Source organism: Clostridium sp., from assembly GCF_034179595.1.
In the GTDB taxonomy this organism is placed as follows: Bacteria; Bacillota; Clostridia; order Clostridiales; family Clostridiaceae; genus Clostridium.
Genome location: NZ_JAXFPT010000017.1, coordinates 59,498 through 85,826, shown reverse-complemented (window position 1 = coordinate 85,826; position 26,329 = coordinate 59,498). Strand labels below are relative to the sequence as shown.

At 29.0% G+C, this 26,329-nt stretch carries 22 protein-coding genes and 1 riboswitch; of the genes, 2 read left to right on the top strand and 20 right to left on the bottom strand.

What is annotated here, in order from left to right:
- Nucleotides 1-26: 26 nt before the first annotated feature.
- From SPJ33_RS02155 to groES, 8 genes are all read right to left on the bottom strand, one after another.
- On the bottom strand, nucleotides 27-1,193 hold the full coding sequence (locus SPJ33_RS02155) for a SulP family inorganic anion transporter (RefSeq protein ID WP_321116328.1): 1,167 nt from the start codon (nucleotides 1,191-1,193) through the stop codon (nucleotides 27-29).
- A gap of 57 nt (nucleotides 1,194-1,250) precedes the next feature.
- A complete protein-coding gene (fliB, locus tag SPJ33_RS02150) occupies nucleotides 1,251-2,414 on the bottom strand; it encodes a flagellin lysine-N-methylase (RefSeq protein WP_321116327.1) in 1,164 nt (387 codons plus the stop codon).
- 212 nt (nucleotides 2,415-2,626) lie between these two features.
- Entirely contained in the window at nucleotides 2,627-4,168 is a 1,542-nt protein-coding gene (guaA, locus tag SPJ33_RS02145; RefSeq protein ID WP_321116326.1) for a glutamine-hydrolyzing GMP synthase, read from the bottom strand.
- A 42-nt stretch (nucleotides 4,169-4,210) separates the two neighbouring features.
- On the bottom strand, nucleotides 4,211-5,665 hold the full coding sequence (guaB, locus tag SPJ33_RS02140) for an IMP dehydrogenase (protein ID WP_321116325.1): 1,455 nt from the start codon (nucleotides 5,663-5,665) through the stop codon (nucleotides 4,211-4,213).
- Nucleotides 5,666-5,788: 123 nt separating this feature from the next.
- Nucleotides 5,789-5,886, bottom strand: a riboswitch (purine riboswitch).
- A 65-nt stretch (nucleotides 5,887-5,951) separates the two neighbouring features.
- Nucleotides 5,952-6,716: a prepilin peptidase gene (locus tag SPJ33_RS02135; protein WP_321116324.1), complete on the bottom strand. Its 765-nt coding sequence runs from the start codon at nucleotides 6,714-6,716 to the stop codon at nucleotides 5,952-5,954.
- Between the two features lie 46 nt (nucleotides 6,717-6,762).
- Nucleotides 6,763-7,242 carry a type II secretion system protein gene (locus SPJ33_RS02130; RefSeq protein WP_321116323.1) on the bottom strand — a complete coding sequence of 160 codons (480 nt, stop codon included), beginning with the start codon at nucleotides 7,240-7,242 and terminating at the stop codon, nucleotides 6,763-6,765.
- 132 nt (nucleotides 7,243-7,374) lie between these two features.
- On the bottom strand, nucleotides 7,375-8,994 hold the full coding sequence (groL, locus tag SPJ33_RS02125) for a chaperonin GroEL (RefSeq protein ID WP_321116322.1): 1,620 nt from the start codon (nucleotides 8,992-8,994) through the stop codon (nucleotides 7,375-7,377).
- A gap of 12 nt (nucleotides 8,995-9,006) precedes the next feature.
- Entirely contained in the window at nucleotides 9,007-9,291 is a 285-nt protein-coding gene (gene groES, locus SPJ33_RS02120) for a co-chaperone GroES (protein WP_321116321.1), read from the bottom strand.
- Nucleotides 9,292-9,702: 411 nt separating this feature from the next.
- Here groES and SPJ33_RS02115 point away from each other — a divergent pair, with 411 nt between their 5' ends.
- Entirely contained in the window at nucleotides 9,703-9,999 is a 297-nt protein-coding gene (locus SPJ33_RS02115) for an HNH endonuclease (RefSeq protein WP_321116319.1), read from the top strand.
- Between the two features lie 54 nt (nucleotides 10,000-10,053).
- Here the strand turns inward: SPJ33_RS02115 and SPJ33_RS02110 are convergent, their stop codons facing one another.
- From SPJ33_RS02110 to SPJ33_RS02055, 12 genes are all read right to left on the bottom strand, one after another.
- Nucleotides 10,054-10,953: a DNA-3-methyladenine glycosylase family protein gene (locus SPJ33_RS02110; protein WP_321116340.1), complete on the bottom strand. Its 900-nt coding sequence runs from the start codon at nucleotides 10,951-10,953 to the stop codon at nucleotides 10,054-10,056.
- A gap of 269 nt (nucleotides 10,954-11,222) precedes the next feature.
- Nucleotides 11,223-12,071, bottom strand: coding sequence for a 3-hydroxybutyryl-CoA dehydrogenase (locus tag SPJ33_RS02105; RefSeq protein ID WP_321116318.1), 849 nt, complete (start codon nucleotides 12,069-12,071; stop codon nucleotides 11,223-11,225).
- Between the two features lie 33 nt (nucleotides 12,072-12,104).
- A complete protein-coding gene (locus SPJ33_RS02100; RefSeq protein ID WP_321116316.1) occupies nucleotides 12,105-13,103 on the bottom strand; it encodes an electron transfer flavoprotein subunit alpha/FixB family protein in 999 nt (332 codons plus the stop codon).
- Between the two features lie 23 nt (nucleotides 13,104-13,126).
- On the bottom strand, nucleotides 13,127-13,906 hold the full coding sequence (locus tag SPJ33_RS02095) for an electron transfer flavoprotein subunit beta/FixA family protein (protein WP_321116315.1): 780 nt from the start codon (nucleotides 13,904-13,906) through the stop codon (nucleotides 13,127-13,129).
- A 12-nt stretch (nucleotides 13,907-13,918) separates the two neighbouring features.
- Nucleotides 13,919-15,058, bottom strand: coding sequence for an acyl-CoA dehydrogenase (locus SPJ33_RS02090; protein WP_321116314.1), 1,140 nt, complete (start codon nucleotides 15,056-15,058; stop codon nucleotides 13,919-13,921).
- A 35-nt stretch (nucleotides 15,059-15,093) separates the two neighbouring features.
- A complete protein-coding gene (locus SPJ33_RS02085) occupies nucleotides 15,094-15,876 on the bottom strand; it encodes a short-chain-enoyl-CoA hydratase (protein WP_321116313.1) in 783 nt (260 codons plus the stop codon).
- Nucleotides 15,877-16,121: 245 nt separating this feature from the next.
- Nucleotides 16,122-16,766 carry a redox-sensing transcriptional repressor Rex gene (locus SPJ33_RS02080; protein ID WP_321116312.1) on the bottom strand — a complete coding sequence of 215 codons (645 nt, stop codon included), beginning with the start codon at nucleotides 16,764-16,766 and terminating at the stop codon, nucleotides 16,122-16,124.
- 335 nt (nucleotides 16,767-17,101) lie between these two features.
- On the bottom strand, nucleotides 17,102-19,300 hold the full coding sequence (locus SPJ33_RS02075) for a heavy metal translocating P-type ATPase (protein ID WP_321116311.1): 2,199 nt from the start codon (nucleotides 19,298-19,300) through the stop codon (nucleotides 17,102-17,104).
- A 14-nt stretch (nucleotides 19,301-19,314) separates the two neighbouring features.
- On the bottom strand, nucleotides 19,315-19,674 hold the full coding sequence (locus SPJ33_RS02070; protein WP_321116310.1) for a metalloregulator ArsR/SmtB family transcription factor: 360 nt from the start codon (nucleotides 19,672-19,674) through the stop codon (nucleotides 19,315-19,317).
- Nucleotides 19,675-19,865: 191 nt separating this feature from the next.
- Entirely contained in the window at nucleotides 19,866-20,444 is a 579-nt protein-coding gene (locus SPJ33_RS02065; RefSeq protein ID WP_321116309.1) for a zinc dependent phospholipase C family protein, read from the bottom strand.
- A gap of 272 nt (nucleotides 20,445-20,716) precedes the next feature.
- On the bottom strand, nucleotides 20,717-21,781 hold the full coding sequence (locus SPJ33_RS02060; RefSeq protein WP_321116308.1) for a mannose-1-phosphate guanylyltransferase: 1,065 nt from the start codon (nucleotides 21,779-21,781) through the stop codon (nucleotides 20,717-20,719).
- Between the two features lie 134 nt (nucleotides 21,782-21,915).
- Nucleotides 21,916-23,139, bottom strand: a complete 1,224-nt coding sequence (locus tag SPJ33_RS02055; protein ID WP_321116339.1) for a M20 family metallopeptidase — start codon at nucleotides 23,137-23,139, stop codon at nucleotides 21,916-21,918.
- 491 nt (nucleotides 23,140-23,630) lie between these two features.
- Between SPJ33_RS02055 and SPJ33_RS02050 the strand changes: the two genes are divergently transcribed.
- Nucleotides 23,631-26,270, top strand: a complete 2,640-nt coding sequence (locus tag SPJ33_RS02050) for a cation-translocating P-type ATPase (protein ID WP_321116307.1) — start codon at nucleotides 23,631-23,633, stop codon at nucleotides 26,268-26,270.
- Nucleotides 26,271-26,329 lie beyond the last annotated feature (59 nt).

Below are 26,329 nucleotides of genomic sequence, written 5' to 3'. Positions count from 1 at the left end.
CTTATTACATCAGTTCTTTTTGTTATTTATTTCTTTATAACTTTTAACTTTATTGCTTTTCCTAAATAAAATACAATTAATCCAATTCCAACTCCATAAGCAAGATTATCTGTAAAAACTACCACTAAAACAGTTGAAACTGTAGTTATAATATCTATAAAACTTTTTTCTTTTATTTCTTTTATGTAACCCCAATCAAATGTAGCAATTGAAACTGTAATCATAACTCCAATTAATGCTGCTAAAGGAATAATATTTAATAGTATGCTTCCTATACCTATAATAAAAATAAGAAAAATACCACTTAATAAAGTACTAAGTCTTCCTCTTCCTCCACTTTTTATATTTACAATAGCTTGCCCTATCATAGCACATCCTGGCATAGCTCCTATTACTCCACATACCATATTTATAACCCCTTGACTTTTACATTCTCTATTATTATTACTTTCTGTATTAGTCATTTCATTTACAACATTTGTTGTTAAAAGAGTTTCTATTAAACCAACAAATGCTAAAGAAATTGAATAAGGTAACACTACTTTCCATACATTCATATCTAATAGTAGTGTTGGTGCATGAATTGTTGGAAATGCTGCTTTAATATTTCCTAATTCCCCAATAGTAATTGTTGTATTTCCAAATATACAACTTATAATTGTAACTAATATAATTGCTATTAATGTTGATGGAACTTTTCTTGTTATAAATGGGAATACATATACAATAATAATGCTTAATCCTATAAATAAAAACATTTGTAAATCACCACCAGCACAATTTTTTAATTGTGCTGTAAAAATCATAATTGCTAGTGCATCCACAAAGCCACTCATAACTGAGTCTGGAACATATTTTAATAAGTTACCAACCTTAAGAAATCCTAAAATTATTTGAATAATACCAGCTAAAAATACTGCTACAAATAAATAATCTGTTCCATATCCACTAATTAAAGATACTACTACCATCGCCATAGAACCAGCACCAGCTGAAACTAAAGCAGGTCTACCTCCTAAAAATGATGATAAAATTAAAAATGCCATTGAAGTATATAGTCCTAGTATTGGATTAACACCAGCTACTAATGTGAATCCAATAACTTCTGGTATAACTGAAAAAGTTGTTACTATTCCACCTAATATATCACCTTTTACATTACCAAACCATTCTTGTTTGTAAGTTTTATTCATTTGTCCTTCCCCTTAAATTCTATTATTTAATTGATATAGTTTAAAAATATAATGCTATTAACTCATAAGCATAATTAAAAGCTCTTCTTCTTTAAAAGCTTCAGCACTTTCAAATGTTTCATATAATGATTCCATATTTTCATCTGAATGTTCTATATCCTTAGAATACATACGCATTACTTCTTCTTGATCTTTTTTAGTAAATATTCCGTTATTTTTACTCCATCTATATATTCCTAATTCTTTTATCATCAGATAACTTACTACTGCCATTTTTACTTTTGCGGACACATCATAATCGAATACTGCTTTCATGAAATATCTGAATATAAAATAAACCATTAAATGCTCATATTCATAAAAATTATCCACATAATATGAATCAAATTCTTTATATTTATCCACATAAATCTCACAATTCATTTCTTTTCCAAATAGATATTTTGTTACATCATCTAAAATCTTAGTCCACTCTTCATTTATATGATCTAAGCTTTTATAAACCATAAAATATTTTTTCATATTGATATACTTATGTTCATGATTATTTTTATATTTATCTAAATCGCTTATATACCTATCTAAAAATTCTCTATTGCAATATTTTTTACATACATATGTTATTTCCTCAATTTTATCTTCATCAATTTTCTTCTGAATTTCCTCTGAAAAACTTAAAACAATTGCAATTCTATAATTAAGCTCAATAGAACGGTCTTGTATTATTTTTATCATTACTTTTCTTGCTTTAGTAAGCTGCATAAATATATCAAAACTTATATCATTGTATGCAGGTGCCATTTCATCATCTTCGCTAGTTTCAAATTCTGTTATTTTAGATGTTCCAAGTATTATTCTACAAGCTTCAGGGCATGATAATGAAAGTCCTACTTCTCTTATACTTCCAAATTCTTCAGTATATCTAGGATACTGCTGACATGTATAACATAGAGCATCCTCTCCAAGTTCACTATAAATATCACACATTTTATTATCATTTAAAAATGCACAATTATTTCCCTTAAGTCTAAAAATAGGATCATTTTCTTCATCTAAATAAATTTCTTCTTTAAGTCTTTTTCCAAACTCTCCATCTACTGTTTTATAGATATCATATGTATCATCATCTATTACTATTTCCCATCCTGCGCAACATGTATCTTCACACTCTGATGCTATGCATTTAAATTTTTTAAAATAATCTGGTACTCGTGTTTTCATGTTTTTACCTCTTAATATGTATTTTTATATAAATTTATTATAACTTCTACTTATACTTTATATTTTCAAACTATATTATAATAACCTATATAAAATTAGGAAACAATATCTATATTTTTATAAAAATAAGACCCTAAAACTGTTTATTTAAGTTTTAAGGTCTTTATTATCTATTAATTAAATTTTTCTATAAGTTAAAATTATCTTATATATTATTCAAATTCTATAGTAGCTGGTGGTTTTCCTGTGCAATCATATAATACTCTATTTACACCTTTAACTTCATTTACTATTCTTGTAGTTACTTTTCCAAGCACTTCCCATGGCAGATCAGCTGATTCTGCTGTCATAAAATCGCTTGTAGTAACAGCTCTTAATGCAATTGCATAATCATAAGTTCTTTCATCCCCCATAACTCCAACTGATCTCATATTAGTTAAAGCTGCAAAATACTGTCCTATAGATTTATCTAATCCTGCATTAGCTATCTCTTCTCTATAAATAGCATCTGCATCTTGTACGATTCTTACCTTTTCAGGAGTAACTTCTCCGATTATTCTAATACCAAGTCCTGGTCCTGGGAATGGTTGTCTATATACTAAATTTTCAGGTATATTAAGCTCTAAACCTGCTTTTCTAACTTCATCTTTAAATAATAATCTTAAAGGTTCAATTATCTCTTTAAAGTCAACATAATCTGGAAGTCCTCCAACATTATGATGTGATTTAATCACAGCTGAATTACCTAATCCACTTTCAATTATATCTGGATAAATAGTTCCTTGAACTAAGAAATCTACAGCCCCAATTTTCTTAGCTTCTTCTTCGAATACTCTTATAAACTCTTCACCTATAATTTTTCTTTTAGCTTCTGGATCTTCTATTCCAGCAAGTGCTTCATAAAATCTTTCTTGTGCATTTACTCTTATAAAATTTAAATCATATTGACCATTTGGACCAAATACAGCTTCTACTTCATCACCTTCATTTTTTCTAAGTAAACCATGATCAACAAATACACAAGTTAATTGCTTTCCAATAGCTTTTGATAAAAGTACTGCTGCAACTGATGAATCAACTCCACCTGATAATGCACATAATACTTTTCCGTCTCCAACTTTTTCTCTAATCTCTTCAATTGTTTTTTCAACAAATGAATTCATTTTCCAATCTCCACTACATTTGCAGATATTATAAACAAAATTAGATAGCATTTTATTTCCTTCTTGAGTATGCATAACTTCTGGATGGAATTGTACTGCATAAAGATTTTTTTCTTCATATTCCATAGCTGCTACTGGACAAACTGGAGTATTTGCTATAATTTTAAATCCTTCTGGAGCCTTTTCTATATAATCTGTATGACTCATCCAACAAATTGTTGACTTATTAACATCTTTAAATAATTTTGATTCAGTATCTATAGAAACTTTTGTTTTACCGTATTCACTTACAGGTGCAGTAGAAACTTTTCCTCCAAGTAAATGAGCCATAAGTTGAGAACCATAACAAATTCCAAGTATAGGTATTCCTAATTCAAATATAGCTTTATCACATAGAGGTGAATTCTTATCATATACACTATTAGGTCCACCTGTAAAAATTATACCCTTTGGATTCATCTCTTTTATTTTTTCAAGACTTATATTGTAAGGATGTACTTCACAATACACATTACATTCTCTTACTCTTCTTGCTATAAGTTGATTATATTGACCACCAAAATCAATAATTAAAACTAATTCCTTCTTCATTGCGTTCCTCCTAGATACATCTTCTTATTTTAATTTATAATATTATTTCATTACACTATAATTTGGAGCTTCTTTTGTCATATTAATATCATGAGGATGGCTTTCTCTAAGTCCTGCTGATGTTTGAATAACAAATGTTGCTGTATCATATAAAGTATCTAAATCCTTTGAGCCTAAATAACCCATTCCAGCTCTAATTCCTCCAATCATTTGGAATATTGTATCTGAAACTAAACCTTTATAAGGAATTCTTCCTTCAATACCTTCTGGTACTAATTTTTTATTTCCATCTTGGAAATATCTATCTTTTGATCCACAAGCCATAGCCCCTAAAGAACCCATTCCTCTATAAACTTTATAGCTTCTTCCTTGGAATATTTCAATTTCTCCTGGTGCTTCTTCACATCCTGCAAGTAATGAACCCATCATTGCTGCACATGCACCAGCTGCTAATGCCTTAACAATATCGCCTGAATATTTTATTCCTCCATCAGCTATTACAGGAATTCCATATTTCTTTCCTACTTCAACACAATCCATAACCGCTGTAAGTTGTGGAACTCCAACTCCTGCAACAATTCTTGTTGTACATATTGATCCAGGTCCTATACCAACCTTAACACAATCTGCTCCAGCTTTTATTAAATCTTCAGTTGCTTCTTTAGTTGCAACATTTCCAGCTATTACTTGAAGTTTTGGATATTTTTCTTTAACTTTTTTAACAGCTTCTAAAACCCCTCTTGAATGTCCATGAGCAGTATCTATAGTGATTACATCAACATTAGCTTCAACTAATGCGTCAACTCTTTCCATCATGTCATTAGTTACTCCTACTGCTGCACCACATAATAATCTTCCTTTTTTATCCTTAGCTGCATTTGGGAATATTCTAGCCTTTTCTATATCTTTTATTGTTATAAGTCCTTTTAATACTCCATCATCATCTACTAAAGGTAGCTTTTCTATTTTATGTTCTTTTAAAAGTAACTTTGCTTCATCTATAGTAGTTCCTTCTGGTGCTGTTATTAAGTTTTTACTTGTCATTACTTCTGAAATCTTTTTTGAATAATCATTTTCAAAAGTTATATCTCTATTTGTAAGTATTCCAACTAATTTTTTATTAACCGTTATTGGAACGCCTGATATTCTATATTGCATCATTAATTCATCTGCATCTTTTAAAGTATTATCTGGTGATAAGAATATTGGATCTGTAATTACTCCATTTTCTTGTCTTTTTACCTTGTCCACTTCTTTGGCCTGTGCTTCTATGCTCATATTTTTATGAATTATTCCTAATCCACCTTCTCTAGCCATTGCTATAGCCATTTTAGATTCAGTTACTGTATCCATACTTGCACTTATTAAAGGAATATTTAATTTAATTTCCTTTGTTAAATTAGTCTTTAAAGACACCTGATTTGGTAATATTTCTGATTTATTTGGAACTAATAACACATCATCAAAAGTGTATGCTTGTTTTAAAATTCTAGCCATTTTATACCCTCCCATTTTATCCAACACTATTTTATTATTTATATAAATTTATGTAAAAAAAGCATATTAACTTCTAAGTGAAGCTAATATGCCATAATTTCTAGTAAAACAAAAAAGATTATATGATACATTAAATTCACTCATAGTCAGAAATTTAAGGTTTCCGGTAGATACTCCTTGCCATATTCAAGGTATATACGAGTTTTCTAAAAATTCCATTTTTTATAAATTACATTAATTATAGTTTAGTTAATCTTTAAAGTCAACCCGTATAATTAAATTTATTTTAGTAGATTAAATAATTAAAATACCAATTTAAAATTTGATTTCCAAATAATATGGTTATAAACGCCGAAACCGCAATATACGGTGCAAATGCTATGGATTGTCTTCTATCTTTTTTCTTAAATAATAATAAGTATATTGCATATAGACCTGCTAAAATTACTGAAATAAATAAACTTAATAAATTTAATTTAAGTTCTAAGAATACGCCTATAATAAAAACAAGCTCTACATCTCCCCATCCCATTCCATTAGTCATTAAAATAATTAATGCTAAAAATGATGATGGTATAATTGTACTTAAAAGTATATTTTTTAATTCTAAATTACCTTCTAAGAAAAATGCTATGACTAAAAATATGATTCCAAATATCAACCCAGTAACTATAACTTCGAAATATATATATTGTGTTTTATAATCTATAATACCAATCACTAATAGAATTGCTGTAAAAGTTACAAATTTAAAAAACTCTAAACTAACACCAAATTTTAAATACATAATTACAAAAAGGATAGCAGTAAATAATTCTATTAAAGGATATTGTGCAGATATCTTTTCTTTGCAATATCTGCACCTTCCCTTTAAAAATAAAAAACTAAATATAGGTATCAAATCTTTTGCCTTAAGCTTGGTATTGCAAATTTTACAATGTGATGCTGGAAATACTATTGATTCTTCTTCAATAATTCTAAATATACATACATTTAAGAAGCTTCCAATTATTAGGCCCCCTAAAAATATTATTAATATTTTAAAATCCATCTTATACCTCTTCTGTCGATTTCATCTCAAATACCTTTAGTTTTGTTTATTCTATTATTGACCCAAAAACATCTTTTTGATTGCCAGAATTTTTCATTTTAAAATCTTTTCCATTTTGAACTATATCCTTGCATTCACTTAACTTCATTGTTGGTGGTAATTTATTAAGTGTACTATTTAAAATATCTTGTTTATTTGTTTCTGGCTCTATAAATTCTGTAATGGCATTTTTATCAAGTATTTCAGAAATACTTTTAGTATCAGCAATAGTATCTTCACTCTTCATATTATATGTTTCCACTGCAAGTATTACTTTTCTTGATTGATCAATAACTTTAGTCTTTTTAGCTTCTTGCATATATCCGCCAACCTTAGGAACTAATACAGCAGCTAATATTCCTATTATAGCTACAACTGCTATTAATTCTATTAAAGTAAAACCTCCTTTTTTATTTCTTATTGAATTTAATCTAATCATTTTTCTCTCTCCTTTTTTATTTTCTATACTTCTTATATAACTTCTCATAATAATCACTCCTTAACCATATTTATTTACAATTATTACCATATAAATTTTAAATATACACATAAAAAAAGAAACCTAAAAATTTTTTAGGTTTCTTTTTACATCTATATATTTTTGCTTATATTATAGATTTTAGTACATTCCGTCCATTCCACCTGGAGCTGCCATTGGTTCTTCCTTCTTAGGAATATCAACAACTGCAGCTTCTGTAGTTAAGAATGTTGAAGCAACTGATGCTGCATTTTGAAGTGCTGATCTTGTAACTTTTGTTGGATCTACAATACCAGCTTTAAGCATGTTTTTGTATTCTCCTCTTAATGCATCATATCCTATACCAGCTTCACTATTTCTTACTTTTTCTATGATTACAGAAGCTTCAACACCAGCATTTGTTGCTATTTGTCTCATTGGTTCTTCAAGAGCTCTAACTATTATATCAATACCAACTTTAGTATCATAAACATCTGATGTTAATTCTGCTATTTCATTTAATACATTAACATAAGCAGTTCCACCACCTGGTACTATACCTTCTTCTACTGCAGCTTTTGTAGCAGCTAATGCATCTTCAATTCTAAGCTTTCTTTCTCTAAGTTCAGTTTCAGTTACAGCACCAACTCTAATTACAGCAACTCCGCCTGATAATTTTGCAAGTCTTTCTTGTAATTTTTCTTTATCGAATTCTGAAGATGTTTCTTCAAGTTGAATCTTAATTTGACCTACTCTTGCTTGAATTTCGTCTGAATTACCTTTTCCATTTACGATAGTTGTGCTTTCCTTTGTTACCTTAATGCTTTCTGCTTCACCAAGCATATTTAATGTTACTTCTTTAAGTTCTCTTCCTAGTTCTTCTGATACAACTTCTCCACCTGTAAGAATAGCTATATCTTGTAACATTTCTTTTCTTCTATCACCAAAGCCTGGCGCCTTAACTGCAACACAAGTAAATGTTCCTCTTAACTTATTAACAACTAATGTAGCCATAGCTTCGCCTTCTATGTCATCAGCTATTATTAAAAGCTTTCTTCCATTTTGAACTATTTGTTCTAATATAGGAAGTATTTCTTGTATGTTTGTAATCTTTTTATCTGTGATTAATACATATGGATTTTCTAAAATTGCTTCCATTTTTTCTGTATCTGTTACCATGTAAGGTGATACATATCCTCTATCAAATTGCATACCTTCTACTACATTAAGTTCTGTACCCATTGATTTTGATTCTTCAACAGTTATAACACCTTCATTGCCTACCTTTTCCATAGCATCTGCAATAAGTTCACCTATCTTTTCATCAGCTGCTGAAATTGAAGCAACTCTTGCTATATCTTCTTTACCATTTACAGGTTGTGATATATTCTTTATTTCTTCAACTGCTTTTTCAACTGCCATATTTATTCCTTGTCTAATTAACATTGGATTTGCACCAGCAGTTACATTTTTAAGTCCTTCTCTTATAATAGCTTGTGCTAAAAGAGTCGCTGTTGTTGTACCATCTCCTGCAACATCATTTGTCTTTGTAGCAACTTCTTTTACAAGTTGTGCTCCCATATTTTCATATGGATCTTCAAGTTCTATTTCTCTTGCAATTGAAACACCATCATTAGTTATAAGAGGTGCACCAAACTTTTTATCTAAAACTACATTTCTTCCTTTAGGTCCAAGAGTTACTTTTACTGTATCTGCTAACTTATCAACACCTAATTGCATTGCTCTTCTTGAATCTTCACCAAACTTAATCATCTTAGCCATAATAAACTCCCCCTACTCTACAATAGCAAGTATATCTTCTTGCTTTAATATCATATATTCTTCTCCGTCTACTTTAACTTCTGTTCCTGCATATTTTGAGTAAAGAACCTTATCCCCTACCTTAACTTCCATTTCTATTCTTTTACCATCTGAGATAGCTCCAGGTCCAACTGCTACTACTTCTGCTTCTTGTGGCTTTTCTTTAGCTGATCCTGTTAAAAGTATTCCACTTTTAGTCTTTTCTTCTGCTTCTAAATTCTTTATAACAACTCTGTCTCCTAATGGTTTAATAGCCATTTAAACCCCTCCTTAAAATATGTTATATATAAACATTTTTATTAGCACTCTATTTATGTGAGTGCTAATTATAATATAATAATATCTTTTTTATCCAATAAATACAAATGCCTATTAAAATATTTTGTCCTAAAAAATTTTATTTATACAAAATTATATAAGCATATTTCTATATTACTTTAATTCTCTTAAATTTATAACTATTTTCTATAAAATTTATTTTTATTATAAACAATAATTTATTTTTTGAATTTAATTACATTTTAAGAACATCTAAATTCAATATATCATCTATAAATTGTATATAAATTTAACATTAATTATGTACATAAAATGAAATTTATTCTTTTGATTATGAATATATTTATTGATATAATACTATTATAAATTTCTTAAAAGGAGGAATTTATTTTGACAGAAAAGCAAATATGCCAATTATGTGATAGACAAGTTCCTGAAATAACAGAACATCATCTTATTCCTAAAGAAAAAGGTGGCAAAAATTATGAAACTGCTATGCTTTGTAAAATGTGCCACAATCAAATTCATGCTCTTTATACTAACAAAGAGCTTGCAGCAAGATTATTTTCAATTCCAAGATTAAAAAATGATGAAAATATAAAAAGATATCTAAAATTTATAGTAAAAATGCCTGGTGAGACTATAATTCCAATAAAAAAAGCTAAAAATAGACGAAAAAGAAGATAATAAGATAAATTTAAATAGCTATATAGACAAGCATATCTATATAGCTATAATTTATTAATCTATCTTTATATTATTTTCTCTAGCATAATAAAATAAATATTGTTGAGCAAATCCTGATAAGTCTTTAAACTTATCCCTAGCAAATATTCTTATCTTATTTAAAGAACCTTCTTTTGCATTATAAAAATGCATCATTGCTCTTTTTACCCATACATCAACAGGGAATGCTGAATATTTTTTCATTGAAAATAACATTATACAATCTGCAACTTTAGCTCCTACCCCTTTAAATTCTTGAAGAGCAGTATGACATTCATCATCACTTAAAGAAGCTATTCTTTTAAGATTATATACTCCATCTATATTGTCTAAATCTTTATTTATATTAAAAACTGTATCAACAATATATTTACTTCTAAATGAAGCTCCAGTTTCCCTTATATCATCTTCAGTAGCATCCTTTAGCATTTCTGGTGTAGGGAAAGTATAAAACTTTTCTCCATTATATTCTATTTCTTTTCCCCATCTTTCACTAATTTTCTTAATTGTTTTCTTAATTGAAGGTATGCTGTTTCTTGCTGATATTATAAAACTTATGACAAGTTCAAATGGTTCTTGACTTAAAATTCTTATACCATATCCATAATCTACAGATTTTTTTAATATCTCATCTTTTGATAATTCATCTTTTATCTTTGAATAATCTCTTCCTAAATCAAAATATTCAAACCATATATTATTAAAATCTTCCTTATTAGAATTTAAAATTGTTACCTTATCGTCTTCTTGTATTACTTCAATAACTCTTCCATATGCAATTATTATGTAATTTAATTCAGCCTTCTTTTCCCATCTAAAGCATTGCCCACATTCTAATATTTGTTTTATATTAAAATTCTTAACTCCTTCTAAAATAACCTTATTATCTTCATATACAACATTTTTATAGTCCATGTATCTCATCACCTTTTTCATTATTTTTTACTATATAAATAAAACTTTCATAACAACTATTATTTTTACTTAATAATTTATATTAACTATTTTTCATTAATTATACCATATATTTTATCCTTTCCTATATATATGTATTCTGTTTTATTTTCTAACCTACTCAAATATATTTATGAAAACAAAAAAAGTAGCTTCTTTTTTGAAGCTACTTTTCAATACAAAATAATCTATTTTGTAGGTGTAAAATAGTACCGTAATTGTAATCTTTATTACTTACTGTAATCAAAGAATCCTTTTCCAGTCTTTCTTCCAAGCCATCCAGCTCTTACATATTTTCTTAATATGCTTGATGCTCTATACTTAGAATCTCCTGTTTCAGTATATAAAACATCCATGATTGCTAAACAAACATCTAATCCTATTAAATCTCCTAAAGCTAAAGGTCCCATTGGGTGGTTTGCACCATATTTCATAGCTGTATCGATATCTTCAGCTGAAGCTATACCTTCTTGAAGAATGAATGATGCTTCATTTATCATTGGAATTAAAATTCTATTTACTACAAATCCTGGAGCTTCTGAAACTTCTACAGGTTCTTTTCCGATTGCTATTGATAATTCCTTAACAGCATCAAAAGTTTCTTGACTTGTAGCTATTCCTCTGATAATTTCAATTAGCTTCATTACTGGAGCTGGGTTAAAGAAGTGCATTCCTATAACCTTATCTGGTCTCTTTGTAGCTGATGCAACTTCTGTTATTGATAATGATGAAGTGTTTGAAGCTAATATTGTTTCTGGCTTACAAATTTCATCTAACTGAGCAAAAATTTCTTTCTTAATTTTCATGTTTTCTACAGCAGCTTCTACAACTAAATCACAATCTGCTGCTAATGACATGTCAGTTGTTCCTGAAATTCTTTGTAGGATTTCTTCTTTAACTTCTTCTGTCATTTTTCCTTTAGTAACTAATCTTGTAAGGTTTTTGTTGATTCCTGCGATTCCTCTTTCAACAAATTCATCTTTAATATCTCTAACTATTACTTCATAACCTTTTTGTGCGAAAGCTTGAACGATTCCAGCTCCCATAGTTCCTGCACCTAATACAAATATCTTTTTCATAAAAAATCCCTCCTACAATCCAAGTTGAAAGTATTATTTCATTTCTTTAAATTGATTAATAAGTTCTGGTAATGCTTTTTTCACATCTCCAACTATAGCGTAATCAGCTATTTGCATAATTGGAGCGCTTTCATCTTTGTTTATAGCTATAATCATATCTGAATCTTGCATACCTGCAACGTGTTGGATAGCTCCTGAAATACCACAAGCTATATAAATTGAAGGTTTTACTGTTTTACCAGTTTGTCCAACTTGATATGCGTTATCTAACCATCCTTTTTCAACAGCAGCTCTTGATCCTGCAACAGCTCCACCTAAAACTTTAGCTAAATCTTCAACTAAAACAAAGTTTTCTTTAGAACCTATTCCTCTACCACCAGCTACTATTATTTTAGCTTCTGATATATCAACGATATCTTTTACGCTCTTTACTGTTTCAAGTACTTTAGTTCTGATATCTGAATCACTTAATTTAACTTCAACCTTTTCTACTTTACAGTTTGAACCATCTGTTTCTACTCTATCGAATACACCTGGTCTTACTGTAGCCATTTGTGGTCTGTGATCTGGACATGCTATAGTAGCCATTAAGTTACCACCAAATGCTGGTCTTGTAGCTAAAAGTGCACCATCTGCTACTTCAACATCTAATGATGTACAGTCAGCAGTTAATCCTGTTTCAAGTCTAGCTGCAACTCTTGGTCCTAAATCTCTTCCTATAAATGTTGCTCCAATAAATAATATTCCTGGTTTTCTTTCTGAAGCTAAATCACAAATTACCTTTGTATAAGCTTCTGTTGTATAATGTTCTAAGTTTTTATCATCAGCAACTAAAACTTCGTCCGCTCCATGTTTAGCTAATGTTTCTACTAAATTTTCTATATTATTTCCTAATAATAAAGCTGTAAGTTTAACTCCTAATTTATCTGCAATTTTTCTACCTTCTCCAAGTAATTCTAAAGATACCTTTTGAAGTTGTCCTTCTCTTTGTTCAGCAAATACCCAAACGCCATTGTAATCTGCTATATTCATAACCAATAACCTCCTCTATTATCTTAAATGTAGTGTTTTTCTTTTAATTTTGATAAAACATATTCAACTGCTTCTTTTGCTGGCTTGTTAATTAATTCACCTGCACCTTTAATTTCTTTAGTCATTGACTTTTTAACCTTAGTTGGTGATCCTTTTAGCCCTAATTGTGACTTATCTACATCTATATCGTCTGCAGTCATAACTTTTATTTGGTCATCACTAGTTTCAAATATTCTACCTACATTCATATATCTAGGGTGATTTAATTCTTCTATCGCAGTTAATAGACATGGAGTATTAACTTCTACTATTTGATGTCCATCTTCTAATGCTCTATTTACAATTAACTTATTTCCTTCAACTTTTACATCTTGAACATAAGTTACTTGTGGAATATTTAAGTGTTCAGCTATTTCTGGTCCTACTTGAGCAGTATCTCCATCGATAGCTTGTCTTCCTGCGAAAACTATATCATAATCTAATTTTTCAATTACTCCAGCAATTGCTTTTGAAGTTGCTAATGTATCAGCTCCTCCAAGTGCTCTATCTGTTAAAAGGATAGCTTCATCAGCTCCCATACATAATGCTTCTCTTAATGCTGCTTTTGCCATTGGAAGTCCCATGCTTACTACAGTTACTTTTCCACCAAATTGTTCTTTAAGTTCTAACGCACCTTCTAAAGCATGTTTATCTTCAGGGTTGATAATTGATGGAACACCATCTCTTATTAATGTACCTTTAACAGGATCTATTTTAACAGCTGTTGTATCTGGAACTTGTTTTACACAAACTACTATATTCATTATAAAATCCTCCTATCTTATTATGCTTCCTGAAATAACCATTTTTTGAACTTCTGAAGTTCCTTCATAAATTTCAGTTATTTTAGCATCTCTCATCATTCTTTCTACTGGGTATTCCTTAGTATATCCGTATCCACCAAATAATTGAACTGCCTTAGTTGTTACTTCCATTGCAGTTTCAGCAGCAAATAATTTAGCTCTTGCAGCTTCTACTGTATATGGTCTTCCTTCTTGTTTTGCTATAGCAGCTTCATATACTAAATGTTTAGCAGCTCTAATTTTTACATCCATTTCTGCTAAGTACCATTGTAAACCTTGGAATTTAGTTATTGGTCTACCAAATTGTTTTCTTTCTTTCATATAAGCTACAGCTTCTTCAAAAGCACCTTCAGCTATACCTAAAGCTTGAGCAGCTATACCAATTCTTCCTCCATCAAGAGTATGCATAGCTATCTTGAATCCTTTTCCTTCTTTTCCGATTAAGTTTTCTTTTGGTACTATACAATTTTCCATAACTAATTCTGTTGTAGAAGATGCTCTAATACCCATCTTGTTTTCAAGCTTACCTACTGAGAATCCTGGGAAATCTTTTTCAACTATGAATGCTGATATTCCTCTAGTTCCTTGGCTCTTATCAGTCATTGCAAAAATTATGAATGTTTCTGCAACTCCACCATTTGTTATAAATATTTTAGATCCGTTTAATACGTAGTGATCTCCTTCAAGTACAGCTGTTGTTTGTTGTCCAGCTGCATCTGTACCTGCTCCTGGTTCAGTTAATCCAAACGCACCTATTTTTCTACCACTGCAAAGATCTGCTAAATATTTTTCCTTTTGAGCTGGAGTACCATTTTCAGCTATTACTGATGCACATAATGATGTGTGAGCTGAAAGTATAACCCCTGTAGTAGCACATACCTTTGATAATTCTTCTACAGCAATTATGTATGATAATACATCACCACCTGCTCCTCCATTTTCTTTAGCAAATGGAATTCCCATCATGCCAAGTTCAGCCATTTTCTTTACATTTTCCATTGGGAATCTTTCTGTTTCATCGATTTCAGCAGCAATTGGTTTTACTTCATTTACTGCGAATTCTCTAACCATTTGTTGTACTAATTCTTGTTCTCTAGTTAATTGGAAATTCATTTAAATTACCCTCCTTAATCAATACACCTTACTTACTATTTATTTTGAAAATTCTTTTCTCTTCTTTCCATGAATGCAGTCATACCTTCTTTTTGATCTTGTGTGCTAAAACACTTACCAAAATCTTCAGCTTCTATATTAATTGCTTCATCAATATCAACTTGCATTCCTCTTCCAATCGCATCTTTACATAACTTAACAGCTATTGGTGCATTAGCCATAATCTTATTTGCCATAGTTCTTGCTTCTTCCATTAAGCTTTCTAAAGGCACTACTTTATTTACTAATCCTATTCTTAAAGCTTCATCTGCTTTAATCATATCGCATGTATAAATAAGTTCTTTTGCTTTTCCTTCTCCAACTATTCTTGATAATCTTTGAGTTCCACCAAATCCTGGAGTTATTCCAAGTCCTGCTTCTGGTTGAGCAAATTTAGCTTTTTCTGAAGCTATTCTTATATCACATGCCATTGAAAGTTCACATCCACCACCTAGTGCAAATCCTGAGATTGCAGCTATAACTGGCTTGTCTAACTTTTCTAATCTTCTAAATACTTTATTTCCTAAAATTCCAAATTCTCTTCCTTGTTCTTCATTTAAATCTTTCATTTCTGAGATATCTGCTCCTGCAACGAAAGATTTTTCCCCAGCTCCAGTTAAAATAACACATGTTATTTTATTATCATTTTCTAAATCAGTAACTACAGCATCAAGATCCTTTAAAGTTTCTGAATTTAGAGCATTTAAAGCTTTTGGTCTATTAATTGTTACTATTGCTAAACTACCTTCTTTTTCAAGAAGTACATTCTTTAATTCCATTAATAAAACCCTCCCTTTTATAATCACGTTTGTTATTTTTTAAATAGCATTTTATGCCATAATATATTCATTATAAAGCTATCTTTGTTAATAATATAACAAATAAAGTTAAAAAATAATTGAAGTCTCTCAACTTCAATTACTATTATAGTACTTTGTTAAATTTTTTGCAATATAATAATTCAATTTAATGAAAAAATTTTAATAAAATCCTTTTTTTACTATTATTTTTTCTTATTTTGATATTATTCTTGATTGCTTTGTTTATCATGTAATAAGTATATTAATGTTAATAAACTCTCACTAAGATGAACATTTTGTACAGTTACATCATCTGGAACATTAAGATCAACAGGAGCAAAATTCCATATTCCTTTAACGCCACCTGCGACTAATATATCACAAACCTTTTGCGCATTTATTTTAGGTACACAAACAACTCCAACATCTATAGAATTTTGTTCTAAAAAGCTTTCTAATTTATCTATATCTTGAATTTCTATATCTCTTATCTTCATTCCTAAAAGCTTAGGGTTTGCATCAAAGATTCCCTTTAAATTAAAGCTCATCTTGCCAAATCGAGTATAATTTGCAATCGCTTGACCTATATTCCCTGCTCCTATGATAACAGAATTATAATCCCTATCTAATCCAAGTATTATACTTATTTGATTTGAAAGTTCTCTTACGTTATAGCCGTATCCTTGTTGCCCAAAATCACCAAAACAATTTAAGTCTTGACGTATCTGTGAAGCAGTAAAACCTATTTTTTCTCCAAGTTCTTTTGAAGATATTCTATCAACATCATTATTTAATAACTCATTTAAATATCTGTGATATTTAGGTAATCTTTTGATAACAGCCATAGAAATATTTTTCTTTTTTTCCATACTGTACTCTCCTTAACTAATTTTTTTTTTAACAATATTTATGTATATTATTTCCAAATTGTCATTAAAAAAACCTAATCCACAGCATTTTTTTTTAATAACAATATTATATTACCATAAAATTAATAGAAATAATTATTTTTTTATTTATAAAAAGAAAGTTTATATATAAGTATTAACTTATATATAAACTTATTTTTTAAAGATATAAAGTCTATTATGACCTTACAACAGGAAAATTTTCCTGTATGCTTACCCGTCTGTTTTGCCTGAAAGATTTACCGTAGTAAATTATACTTACGTTTATATTCTTTGTCAATGGAATTACTTGTATGTTAATTTCTAAGTGCTCTCATTGAATTTAAAACAGCTATTAGGGTAACTCCTACATCTGCAAATACTGCTTCCCACATATTTGCATCTCCTATTGTAGCCAATATTAATACTAATATTTTTATAACTAATGAGAATATTATATTCTGCCATAATATTTTATTAGTTTTTCTTCCTATTTTAATAGCATCTACTAATGCTGATGGTTCATCTTTCATTAATACTACATCAGCTGCTTCTATTGCAGCATCTGATCCAATGCCTCCCATAGCAACTCCAACATCTGCTCTTGCAAGTACAGGTGCATCATTTATACCATCACCAACAAAAGCTACTTTGCCACGATTTTCTTTATTTAATAATTCTTCTATCTTTTCAACCTTATTATCTGGTAAAAGTTCTGAATATACATTATCTATTCCTATTTCTTTTGCAACTGAATCTGCTACACGTTTGCTATCTCCAGTTAACATAACTATATCTTTGATACCAATTTCTTTTAGCTTTCTAATTGCATCTTTTGTATCATCTTTTATTTGATCTGAAATAATTATATTTCCTTTATATTCATTATCAACAGCTACATATACTATAGTTCCAATACTATCATTTTTAGGAACATCTATATTATTAGCTTGCATTAACTTTTCATTTCCTGCAATTATTGTTTTTCCTAAAGCCTTTGCTATAACACCTTTTCCTGATATCTCTTTATGGCTTTCAATTGCAATTTCACTTAAATCTACATTATTAGAAATGTTATATTCTTCAACTATTGATTTTGCAATTGGGTGATTAGAATAGCTTTCGCAAATAGCCGCATATTTTAGAAGCTCACTTTTTGAAATATCTAAATTATTTATTTTATTAACTTTAAATATACCTTTAGTTAATGTTCCTGTTTTATCGAAAACTACTGTATCTACATCTTTTAAGGATTCTAAGTAATTTCCACCTTTTATTAATATACCCTTACTAGATGCACTACCAATTCCAGCAAATAATCCTAAAGGCACAGATACTACTAATGCACATGGGCAAGAAACAACTAAGAAAATTAATGCTCTATATATCCATTTACTAAAATCTTGTCCTGTTATTAGTGGAAGTGCTACTGCTAAAATTATTGCACATATTACAACTATAGGTGTGTAATATCTTGCAAACTTAGTTATAAACTTCTCTGTTTTAGCCTTTCTACTACTTGCATCTTGAACTAGTTCTAAAATTCTAGCTACTGTTGAATCTTCAAATTCACTTGTTACTTTAACCTTTATAGTAGAAGTTCTGTTTATGCAACCAGCTAGTATTTCATCTCCATCTTTCTTATTTACAGGAATTGATTCTCCAGTAAGTGCTGATGAATCTATTGATGTATTGCCTGATATTACTATTCCATCTACTGGTACTCTTTCACCTGGCTTTATTATGATTATATCATCTATTTTAACCTCTTCTGGTGAAACCTTAATTATTTTATTATCTTTTTCTAAATTAGCATACTCTGCTTTTATATCCATAAGATCTGATATTGAATTTCTTGATTTATTGACAGCATATCCTTGAAATAATTCACCTATTTCATAAAATAGCATAACTGCTACCCCTTCTGGATATTGACCAATTGCTATTGCACCAATGGTTGCTATACTCATAAGGAAATTTTCATCAAAAACTTTTCCTTTAACTATATTTCTTATAGCATTTAAAAGAACTTCTGCTCCAATAATTAAGTAGGAAATAACTAATAGTATAGGATTTTCATTTAATAGCATACCTACTACAAATATTATAGCCCCAATTATAAGTCTAATATTTTCTTTTATAAAATCTATAAATTTATTATTTGTTTTATCTTCTGATGCATGTCCATTTTCATGATGATTATTATTATATTCTTCACAATCATCTACTCTACAAGAATCACTGCAACAAGATTTACTATTACTTATCTGTTTTGATTTAAGCGTATATTTTTCTACTTTAACATGTGGTTCTAAGTCATTTACAACTTTTTTAACCTTATCTATTATATATTTTTCATCAATATTTGCATCATACTCAATTATTAGAAGTTTAAATGAAAAATTTAAGGATACATTCTTTGCTTCTGGAAATTTTGTTATGATATTTTCTATTTTACCAGCACAATTAGCACAATCTAATCCATTTAATGATAGTTTTAACTTTTTATTTTCCATAAGGTTTTCTCCTTTTATTCATTTACATGATTTAAGCCTTCATTAAATATTCTCATAATATGCTCATCATCTAGAGAATAATAAACAACTTTCCCTTCTCTTCTAAACTTAACTAATCTTGCATTTTTAAGAGTTCTTAATTGATGCGATACTGCTGATTGAGTCATGTTTAGAAGGGTTGCTATATCGCATACACACATTTCACTTTCATATAAAGCACAAATTATTTTTATTCTTGTTGTATCTCCAAAGACTTTAAATAATTCTGCTAAATCATATAAAGTTTCTTCTTGTGGTAATCTTTCTTTTGCATAATCAATTCTATCTTGATGTATTATGCTGCAATTACATTTATCTATCGAACTATTGCTCATAAATAAAATCTCCCTTCATATGAATAAATGTTCATATGTTCATTATATGCTTTCCTAGTAAAAAGGTCAACATTAAATAAAAAAAGCATAAAATGTTAACATTTTATGCTTTTGCTTTCTTATATTATTTTTCATTTTTAATAATTATGTTAATTTAGAACATAATTATAGTTATAGCTATCTAAAACTAATTACATAGCCAAAACCTTTGTTTCCTCATTTGCAATTACTGAATCAAGAATTAAATTAAAAATACTGCTACAAACATAACAAGCAAAATTTAAATCATTAATATATCCTTTTTCTAAGCTATATAATTCTAAATTTTCATCTATAAATTCTCTAACATCTTCTATTATCGAATTTGTATCATTTTTTATATTTATATTATACGTTTTCGAAACTTTAGCAAGTTCTTTTTCATAAAAAACATGTGGTCTCATTGCATGTTTAAACTCCCATCTTTCAAAATGAGGTAAACAATAATAATCTGTTAAAAAGTGGCAAATAATACCTAACTCTCCACTAAATTTTCCAATACTACTTTCATTATTTATCTGAGTTACAGATAACGATGATAGTTTATTTATCTTATCAACTATCATATCTATACTTTCTGCATAATAATGTTTCTTAAATTTATATCTTGAAGCACAATCTGGCTTTATGTTACCCCATATAAATCTTCTTCTATTTATTAAACTTAATTTATCTTCATCAATATTATCTAATATATAATTTGCAATAATGATGTGAGTGTTTATCATCATTTAAACATCACTTCCTTATAAAATCTAAACTTTAATACTATATTACTATCATTATCTTATAAAATATATGAAATAATAATGGGCAAATTACTAATTATTTGAGTAAAACCCATTTCACTTTATTTTATCACTTTTAAAAATATGTATTACAAAATATTCAAATTATAATTTAAATTTAATATATTTGCCCCCTATATATTCATAATATTCACAGATAGTTCTTATAATAAGAATAGATGAAGGCATTATGATAATGCCTTCATCTATTCTTATTATAAATATTTTTTATAATCACTTTCTTCTAATTCATTTAAAAGATGTTTTATTTCTTGATCCTTATCTCTATCCATAACAAGAAGTACATCTCCTGCATCTACTATAACTAAATCCTTTACCCCTAGTCCTATGATAAGATTTTTCCCACCAAATACTGAACAGTTTTCACATTCTTCTAAATATACATTTTTAGATACAAAATTACTTTTATTATTATTTAAAAATCTACTTAGTGCATTAAAGCTTCCAATATCATCCCATGAAAAATTACATTCAATCACATATGCTTTTCTTGTCTTTTGCATTACTCCAAAATCTATAGATATTCCATCTATTAATTTATAGTTTTCTATAATTATTTTTTCTTCATCTTCTTCACCTATATGCATATATATCTCCATAAGTGATTTATGAACTAATGGAAGATATTTTTCTATCTCCCTTAGTATTACATCTGCCCTAAATATAAACATGCCTGAATTCCATAAATAAGTTCCTTTATAAATAAAGTCTTTTGCAACTTCAAGATTAGGCTTTTCAGTAAATCTTGCTACCTTATAAGCTGGTCTATTTCCATTGATTCTATTTCCCATTTCTATATATCCATATCCAGTTTCTGGCCTTGTAGGATGTATTCCCAGGGTTATTATACCTCTTCTCCTATTTGCCAATTCTACAGCTTGGGATAAAGTTTCTATATATTCATTTTGATTTTCTATATAATGATCCGATGGTAGCACTACCATTACTGCATCTTTATCCTTTTTTAGAAGTTTTACTGCTGAAAGACCTATGCATGTTGCAGTTTCTTTATTCATAGGTTCTGTAATAATATTATCTTTATCAATATCACTAAGCTCTTCTTCTATTTTTTCTTTATAATTTTGGTTTGTAACCACGTAGATGTTCTTCTTGTCTATTAAAGGAGTTATTCTGTCTACAGTATTAACTAAAAAACTTTTATCATTAATTATTTTTAAAAATTGCTTAGGTTTTTCTGCTCTAGACAAAGGATACAATCTACTCCCCTTACCACCAGCTAAAATAAGCCCGTATATCACATCTTTTCAACTCCATGTAATACTTTAGTGTATTCTATGTTAGTTTTTATCATATTGTGCAATATGAGCATGTTTTTTATAAATTAAAATTCTCCATAGCATTAATGGCTACGGAGAATCTATTTACAATTAAATTATATTTCATTTATTGTATAATCAATTTTATAGTTAGTACTATTATCTTTTAACCACTTAATTGAAGCATATGAAAGCATAGCTGCGCCCTTAACTAATATATCTTCATTAAATTGAACGCATTGATGATGCATTGGGTATCCATAATTAGGGTTTTCTTCTTTAGTGCCTGCGCCTAATATAAAGTAAACACTTGGTACTTTAGCTGCTATTGCAGCGAAGTCTTCTGATCCCATTCCTCCACCTTTTATTCCTAATACCTTTTCTTCATCTCCAAATAATTCCTTTGCATATCCTGAAAGTTCATCTGATAATTCTTTATCATTAGTTAGTGGTGGAGCAGATGCTAATTCTTCAACTGTTGCTGAACCTCTAAATGCTCTTGCTATATTCTCTGAAATTTCTTTCATTCTTTCAAATGCAGTTCTACCAGCATTTTCAGATAAAGCACGTATTGTACCTTCCATAACTACATCTTCTGGTATAACATTAGGTGTTTTACCTCCAACAAACTTACCTATTGTCATTACAACTGGTTCTGTTGCTTCTATTTCTCTAGTTGTTATTTCTTGTATTGCTAAATATATATGTGCTGCTATATTGATTGGATCAACACCTCTTTCTGGCATTGCACCATGGCATCCAACCCCTTTTGCAGTTATTCTAAATTTAATACAGCTTGATATGCTAGTCCCTATTCCATACACAATTACATCACTTGGCATATTAGAGTATACATGTAATGCCATAGCTGCATCTACCTTAGGATTTTCTAGTACTCCAGCTTCTATCATACTCTTAGCACCAGTAAATCCTTCTTCATCTGGTTGGAATAATAATTTTATTGTTCCATCTATTTGATCTTCATATTTTTTTAAAATCTTTGCTGCTCCTAAAAGCATTGCTGAGTGCATATCATGACCACAAGCATGCATATTTCCATTATCTGATTTAAAGTTATTGTCTGCTTCTTCTTTTATAGGTAAAGCATCCATATCTGCTCTTAGTAAAAATGTTTTTCCTGGTTTCTTTCTTCCAGCATAAGCTATAACACCCATTCCAGCAACAAGTTCTGGTTCATATCCAAATTCTTTAAGTTTCTCCATTATAAATTCTCTTGTTTTAGGAAGATCTCTTCCAACTTCAGGATTCTCATGAATTGTTCTTCTCATGTTTATTAACTCATTTTTTAATTCTCTTGAATCTACTAAAATATTTTTCAAGTTTTCCATAAATATCACCCTCTAATTGTTACTATTAATTGATTTTATATTAAACTAATAATATAAATTATAACTATCTAAACAAGTAATTTAAAGCTTTATTAGGTATAATTTACATATTTTTAGTAGTGTTTATATTAATTGTGTATTTTTAAATATATATTTTCTTTATAAACATTTATTTTCATATATTTAAGTTCATATTTTGAATTTTATATAATATTTATGTTAAATCTTAATGCAATTATATTATTATCTATTGACTTTATATATATATAGATATATCCTTGTATTAGCAAATAAATAAATTAAAAGGGAGTAGTTACAAATATAACGTCAACATTCTCGACATGATTTCATGTCTGGTGTTATATACCCTAGAGGTTACGAGACTTTTAATATAAGTTACGAATTTTTTTGGTTCGTAGTTTATATTAAAAGTCTTTTTTTATTGAAAAGATTAATATTTAAATATGAAAGGAGCTTATTAAATGAAAGATTTCTTTAATAAAACTACTGAAGATGTACTTAAAAACTTTAAAGTTACTAAAGAGGGTCTTAATGATAATGAAGTAACTTCATCTAGAGAAAAGTATGGTGAAAATGTATTAAGTGAAAAGAAAAAACAAAGTACTCTTCAAGTATTTTTAGAACAATTTAAAGATTTATTAGTTATTATACTAATCATTGCCGGTATTGTATCTATAGCTACTGGAGAGATTGAAAGTACAATAGTAATATTTGCAGTTATAATCTTAAATGCAATCTTAGGTACTGTTCAACATGTTAAAGCAGAGCAATCATTAAATAGTTTAAAGGCATTGTCTGCCCCTAGTGCAAAAGTAATAAGAAACGGTACAAAGATTGAAATCTCATCAAAAGATGTAGTGCCTGGAGATATATTAATTCTTGAAGCTGGTGACCTAGTTGTCGCTGATGGTAGAATTATTGAAAATTACTCTCTTCAAGTTAATGAAAGTGCACTAACTGGAGAATCTGAAAGTGTTAATAAAATATCTGATGTTATATCAAAAGATGAGATAGCCTTAGGTGATCAAAAGAACATGGTATTTTCTAGTTCTCTTGTAACTTATGGACGTGCTTTAGTTGTTGTTACTGCTACAGGTATGAATACTGAACTTGGAAAAATTGCTACACTTATGGAAGAGACACAAGAAAAGACTACACCTCTTCAAAAAAGCTTAGATGATTTTTCAAAGAAATTTGCTATCTCAATATTGATTATTTGCGCTGTAGTATTTGGTTTAAGTGTTTATAGAAATACTCCTATACTAAATTCATTAATGTTTGCTGTTGCTTTAGCCGTTGCTGCTATTCCTGAAGCTTTAAGTTCTATTGTAACAATAGTTCTTGCAATTGGAACTCAAAAAATGGCAAAAGAACATGCAATAATTAAATCTCTTAAAGCTGTTGAAGGTTTAGGTTCTGTATCAATAATATGTTCAGATAAAACTGGTACACTTACGCAAAATAAAATGACAACAAAACAAATATATGTTGATGAAAAACTTATAGATTCTGAAAATTTAGATTTAACTAATGAAACTCATCAATATTTATTAAATAGTGCTATTTTATGTAATGACTCTACTTCAGTTGATGGACAAGAACTTGGTGATCCTACTGAAATTGCTTTAGTTAACCTTGGACACATTTATAACTTAAAAGAAAATGCCATAAGAAAAGAATTTGAAAGATTAAAAGAAATTCCTTTTGATTCAGATAGAAAGCTTATGAGCACAGTTCATCAAATTGATGGCAAAAATATAATGTTCACAAAGGGTGCTTTTGATGTTCTTTTAAACAGAGTTACTTCAATTAAAACATCAAATGGTGTAAGACCTATAACTGAAGATGATAAGCAAAAAATTATAGATACTAACACAAAGCTTTCTCAAAATGGTTTAAGAGTATTAGCTTTTGCTTACAAAGAGTTTCCTAAGATTCGTAACTTAAGCTTAGAAGATGAATGTGAATATACTTTCCTTGGATTAATATCAATGATTGATCCACCAAGAGCTGAATCAGCTGAAGCTGTTAGAGATTGTATAAATGCTGGAATTAAACCAATAATGATTACTGGTGACCATAAAATCACTGCATCTGCTATTGCTAAACAAATAGGTATTCTTCAAGATGATGATATGGCTGTTACTGGTTTAGAACTTGATAAGATGAGTGATGAAGAACTTTCAAATAAACTTGATCATATATCAGTTTATGCTAGAGTTTCACCTGAACATAAGATAAGAATAGTACGTGCATGGCAAGATAAAGGCAAAATTGTTGCTATGACAGGTGATGGTGTTAATGATGCTCCTGCTCTTAAACAAGCTGATATAGGTATAGCTATGGGAATTACAGGAACAGAGGTTTCAAAAGATGCTGCATCTATGATACTTACTGATGATAACTTTGCTACAATTGTAAAAGCTGTTACAAATGGAAGAAATGTTTACGCAAACATAAAGAATTCAATTAAATTCTTACTTTCTGGTAATGCCTCTGGTATATTTGCTGTGCTTTATGCTTCAATACTTGCATTACCTGTACCATTTATGCCAGTACACTTATTATTTATTAACCTTTTAACTGATAGCCTACCTGCTATAGCAATTGGTGTTGAAAATCCTACTAAGGATCTTTTAAAAGAAAAGCCAAGAGATAGTAAAGAATCAATATTAACTAAAGATTTTGTTATTGATATTGCTTTTGAAGGTTTAATAATTGCAATATTTACTTTAATAGCTTTCCATATTGGACTTGAAACTAGTGCCGCTGTTGCTAGTACAATGGCATTCTCAACACTTTGCTTAGCTAGACTATTCCATGGATTTAATTGTCGTAGTAAAGCTTCAATATTTAAACTTGGATTAGGCTCTAATAAGTATTCAATCTATGCATTTTTAGTTGGTGCTGTGCTTTTAACTTTAGTTTTATTTGTACCACCATTACAAGACTTATTTGAGGTTGCAAAGCTTTCTGGATTACAACTTGGTTTAATTTATGTATTAGCATTTTTACCAACTGTTATAATCCAAGCTATAAAAGTATTTAAAGAAGCTTTCTCTAAAGATTCACAAGAAGAAGATAATAAGGCTACAATCTAATAAAATATAAATAAAGCCAAGAGTTTATATAAAACTCCTGGCTTTATTTTTTATTTCTA

What these genes read in the sequence shown, in the direction of transcription:
- SPJ33_RS02155 (WP_321116328.1), bottom strand. Translation starts at nt 1,193, where the DNA reads ATGAATAAAACTTACAAACAAGAATGGTTTGGTAATGTAAAAGGTGAT.
- fliB (WP_321116327.1), bottom strand. Translation starts at nt 2,414, where the DNA reads ATGAAAACACGAGTACCAGATTATTTTAAAAAATTTAAATGCATAGCA.
- guaA (WP_321116326.1), bottom strand. Translation starts at nt 4,168, where the DNA reads ATGAAGAAGGAATTAGTTTTAATTATTGATTTTGGTGGTCAATATAAT.
- guaB (WP_321116325.1), bottom strand. Translation starts at nt 5,665, where the DNA reads ATGGCTAGAATTTTAAAACAAGCATACACTTTTGATGATGTGTTATTA.
- SPJ33_RS02135 (WP_321116324.1), bottom strand. Translation starts at nt 6,716, where the DNA reads ATGGATTTTAAAATATTAATAATATTTTTAGGGGGCCTAATAATTGGA.
- SPJ33_RS02130 (WP_321116323.1), bottom strand. Translation starts at nt 7,242, where the DNA reads ATGAGAAGTTATATAAGAAGTATAGAAAATAAAAAAGGAGAGAGAAAA.
- groL (WP_321116322.1), bottom strand. Translation starts at nt 8,994, where the DNA reads ATGGCTAAGATGATTAAGTTTGGTGAAGATTCAAGAAGAGCAATGCAA.
- groES (WP_321116321.1), bottom strand. Translation starts at nt 9,291, where the DNA reads ATGGCTATTAAACCATTAGGAGACAGAGTTGTTATAAAGAATTTAGAA.
- SPJ33_RS02110 (WP_321116340.1), bottom strand. Translation starts at nt 10,953, where the DNA reads ATGGACTATAAAAATGTTGTATATGAAGATAATAAGGTTATTTTAGAA.
- SPJ33_RS02105 (WP_321116318.1), bottom strand. Translation starts at nt 12,071, where the DNA reads ATGAAAAAGATATTTGTATTAGGTGCAGGAACTATGGGAGCTGGAATC.
- SPJ33_RS02100 (WP_321116316.1), bottom strand. Translation starts at nt 13,103, where the DNA reads ATGAATATAGCAGATTACAATGGCGTTTGGGTATTTGCTGAACAAAGA.
- SPJ33_RS02095 (WP_321116315.1), bottom strand. Translation starts at nt 13,906, where the DNA reads ATGAATATAGTAGTTTGTGTAAAACAAGTTCCAGATACAACAGCTGTT.
- SPJ33_RS02090 (WP_321116314.1), bottom strand. Translation starts at nt 15,058, where the DNA reads ATGAATTTCCAATTAACTAGAGAACAAGAATTAGTACAACAAATGGTT.
- SPJ33_RS02085 (WP_321116313.1), bottom strand. Translation starts at nt 15,876, where the DNA reads ATGGAATTAAAGAATGTACTTCTTGAAAAAGAAGGTAGTTTAGCAATA.
- SPJ33_RS02080 (WP_321116312.1), bottom strand. Translation starts at nt 16,766, where the DNA reads ATGGAAAAAAAGAAAAATATTTCTATGGCTGTTATCAAAAGATTACCT.
- SPJ33_RS02075 (WP_321116311.1), bottom strand. Translation starts at nt 19,300, where the DNA reads ATGGAAAATAAAAAGTTAAAACTATCATTAAATGGATTAGATTGTGCT.
- SPJ33_RS02070 (WP_321116310.1), bottom strand. Translation starts at nt 19,674, where the DNA reads ATGAGCAATAGTTCGATAGATAAATGTAATTGCAGCATAATACATCAA.
- SPJ33_RS02065 (WP_321116309.1), bottom strand. Translation starts at nt 20,444, where the DNA reads ATGATGATAAACACTCACATCATTATTGCAAATTATATATTAGATAAT.
- SPJ33_RS02050 (WP_321116307.1), top strand. Translation starts at nt 23,631, where the DNA reads ATGAAAGATTTCTTTAATAAAACTACTGAAGATGTACTTAAAAACTTT.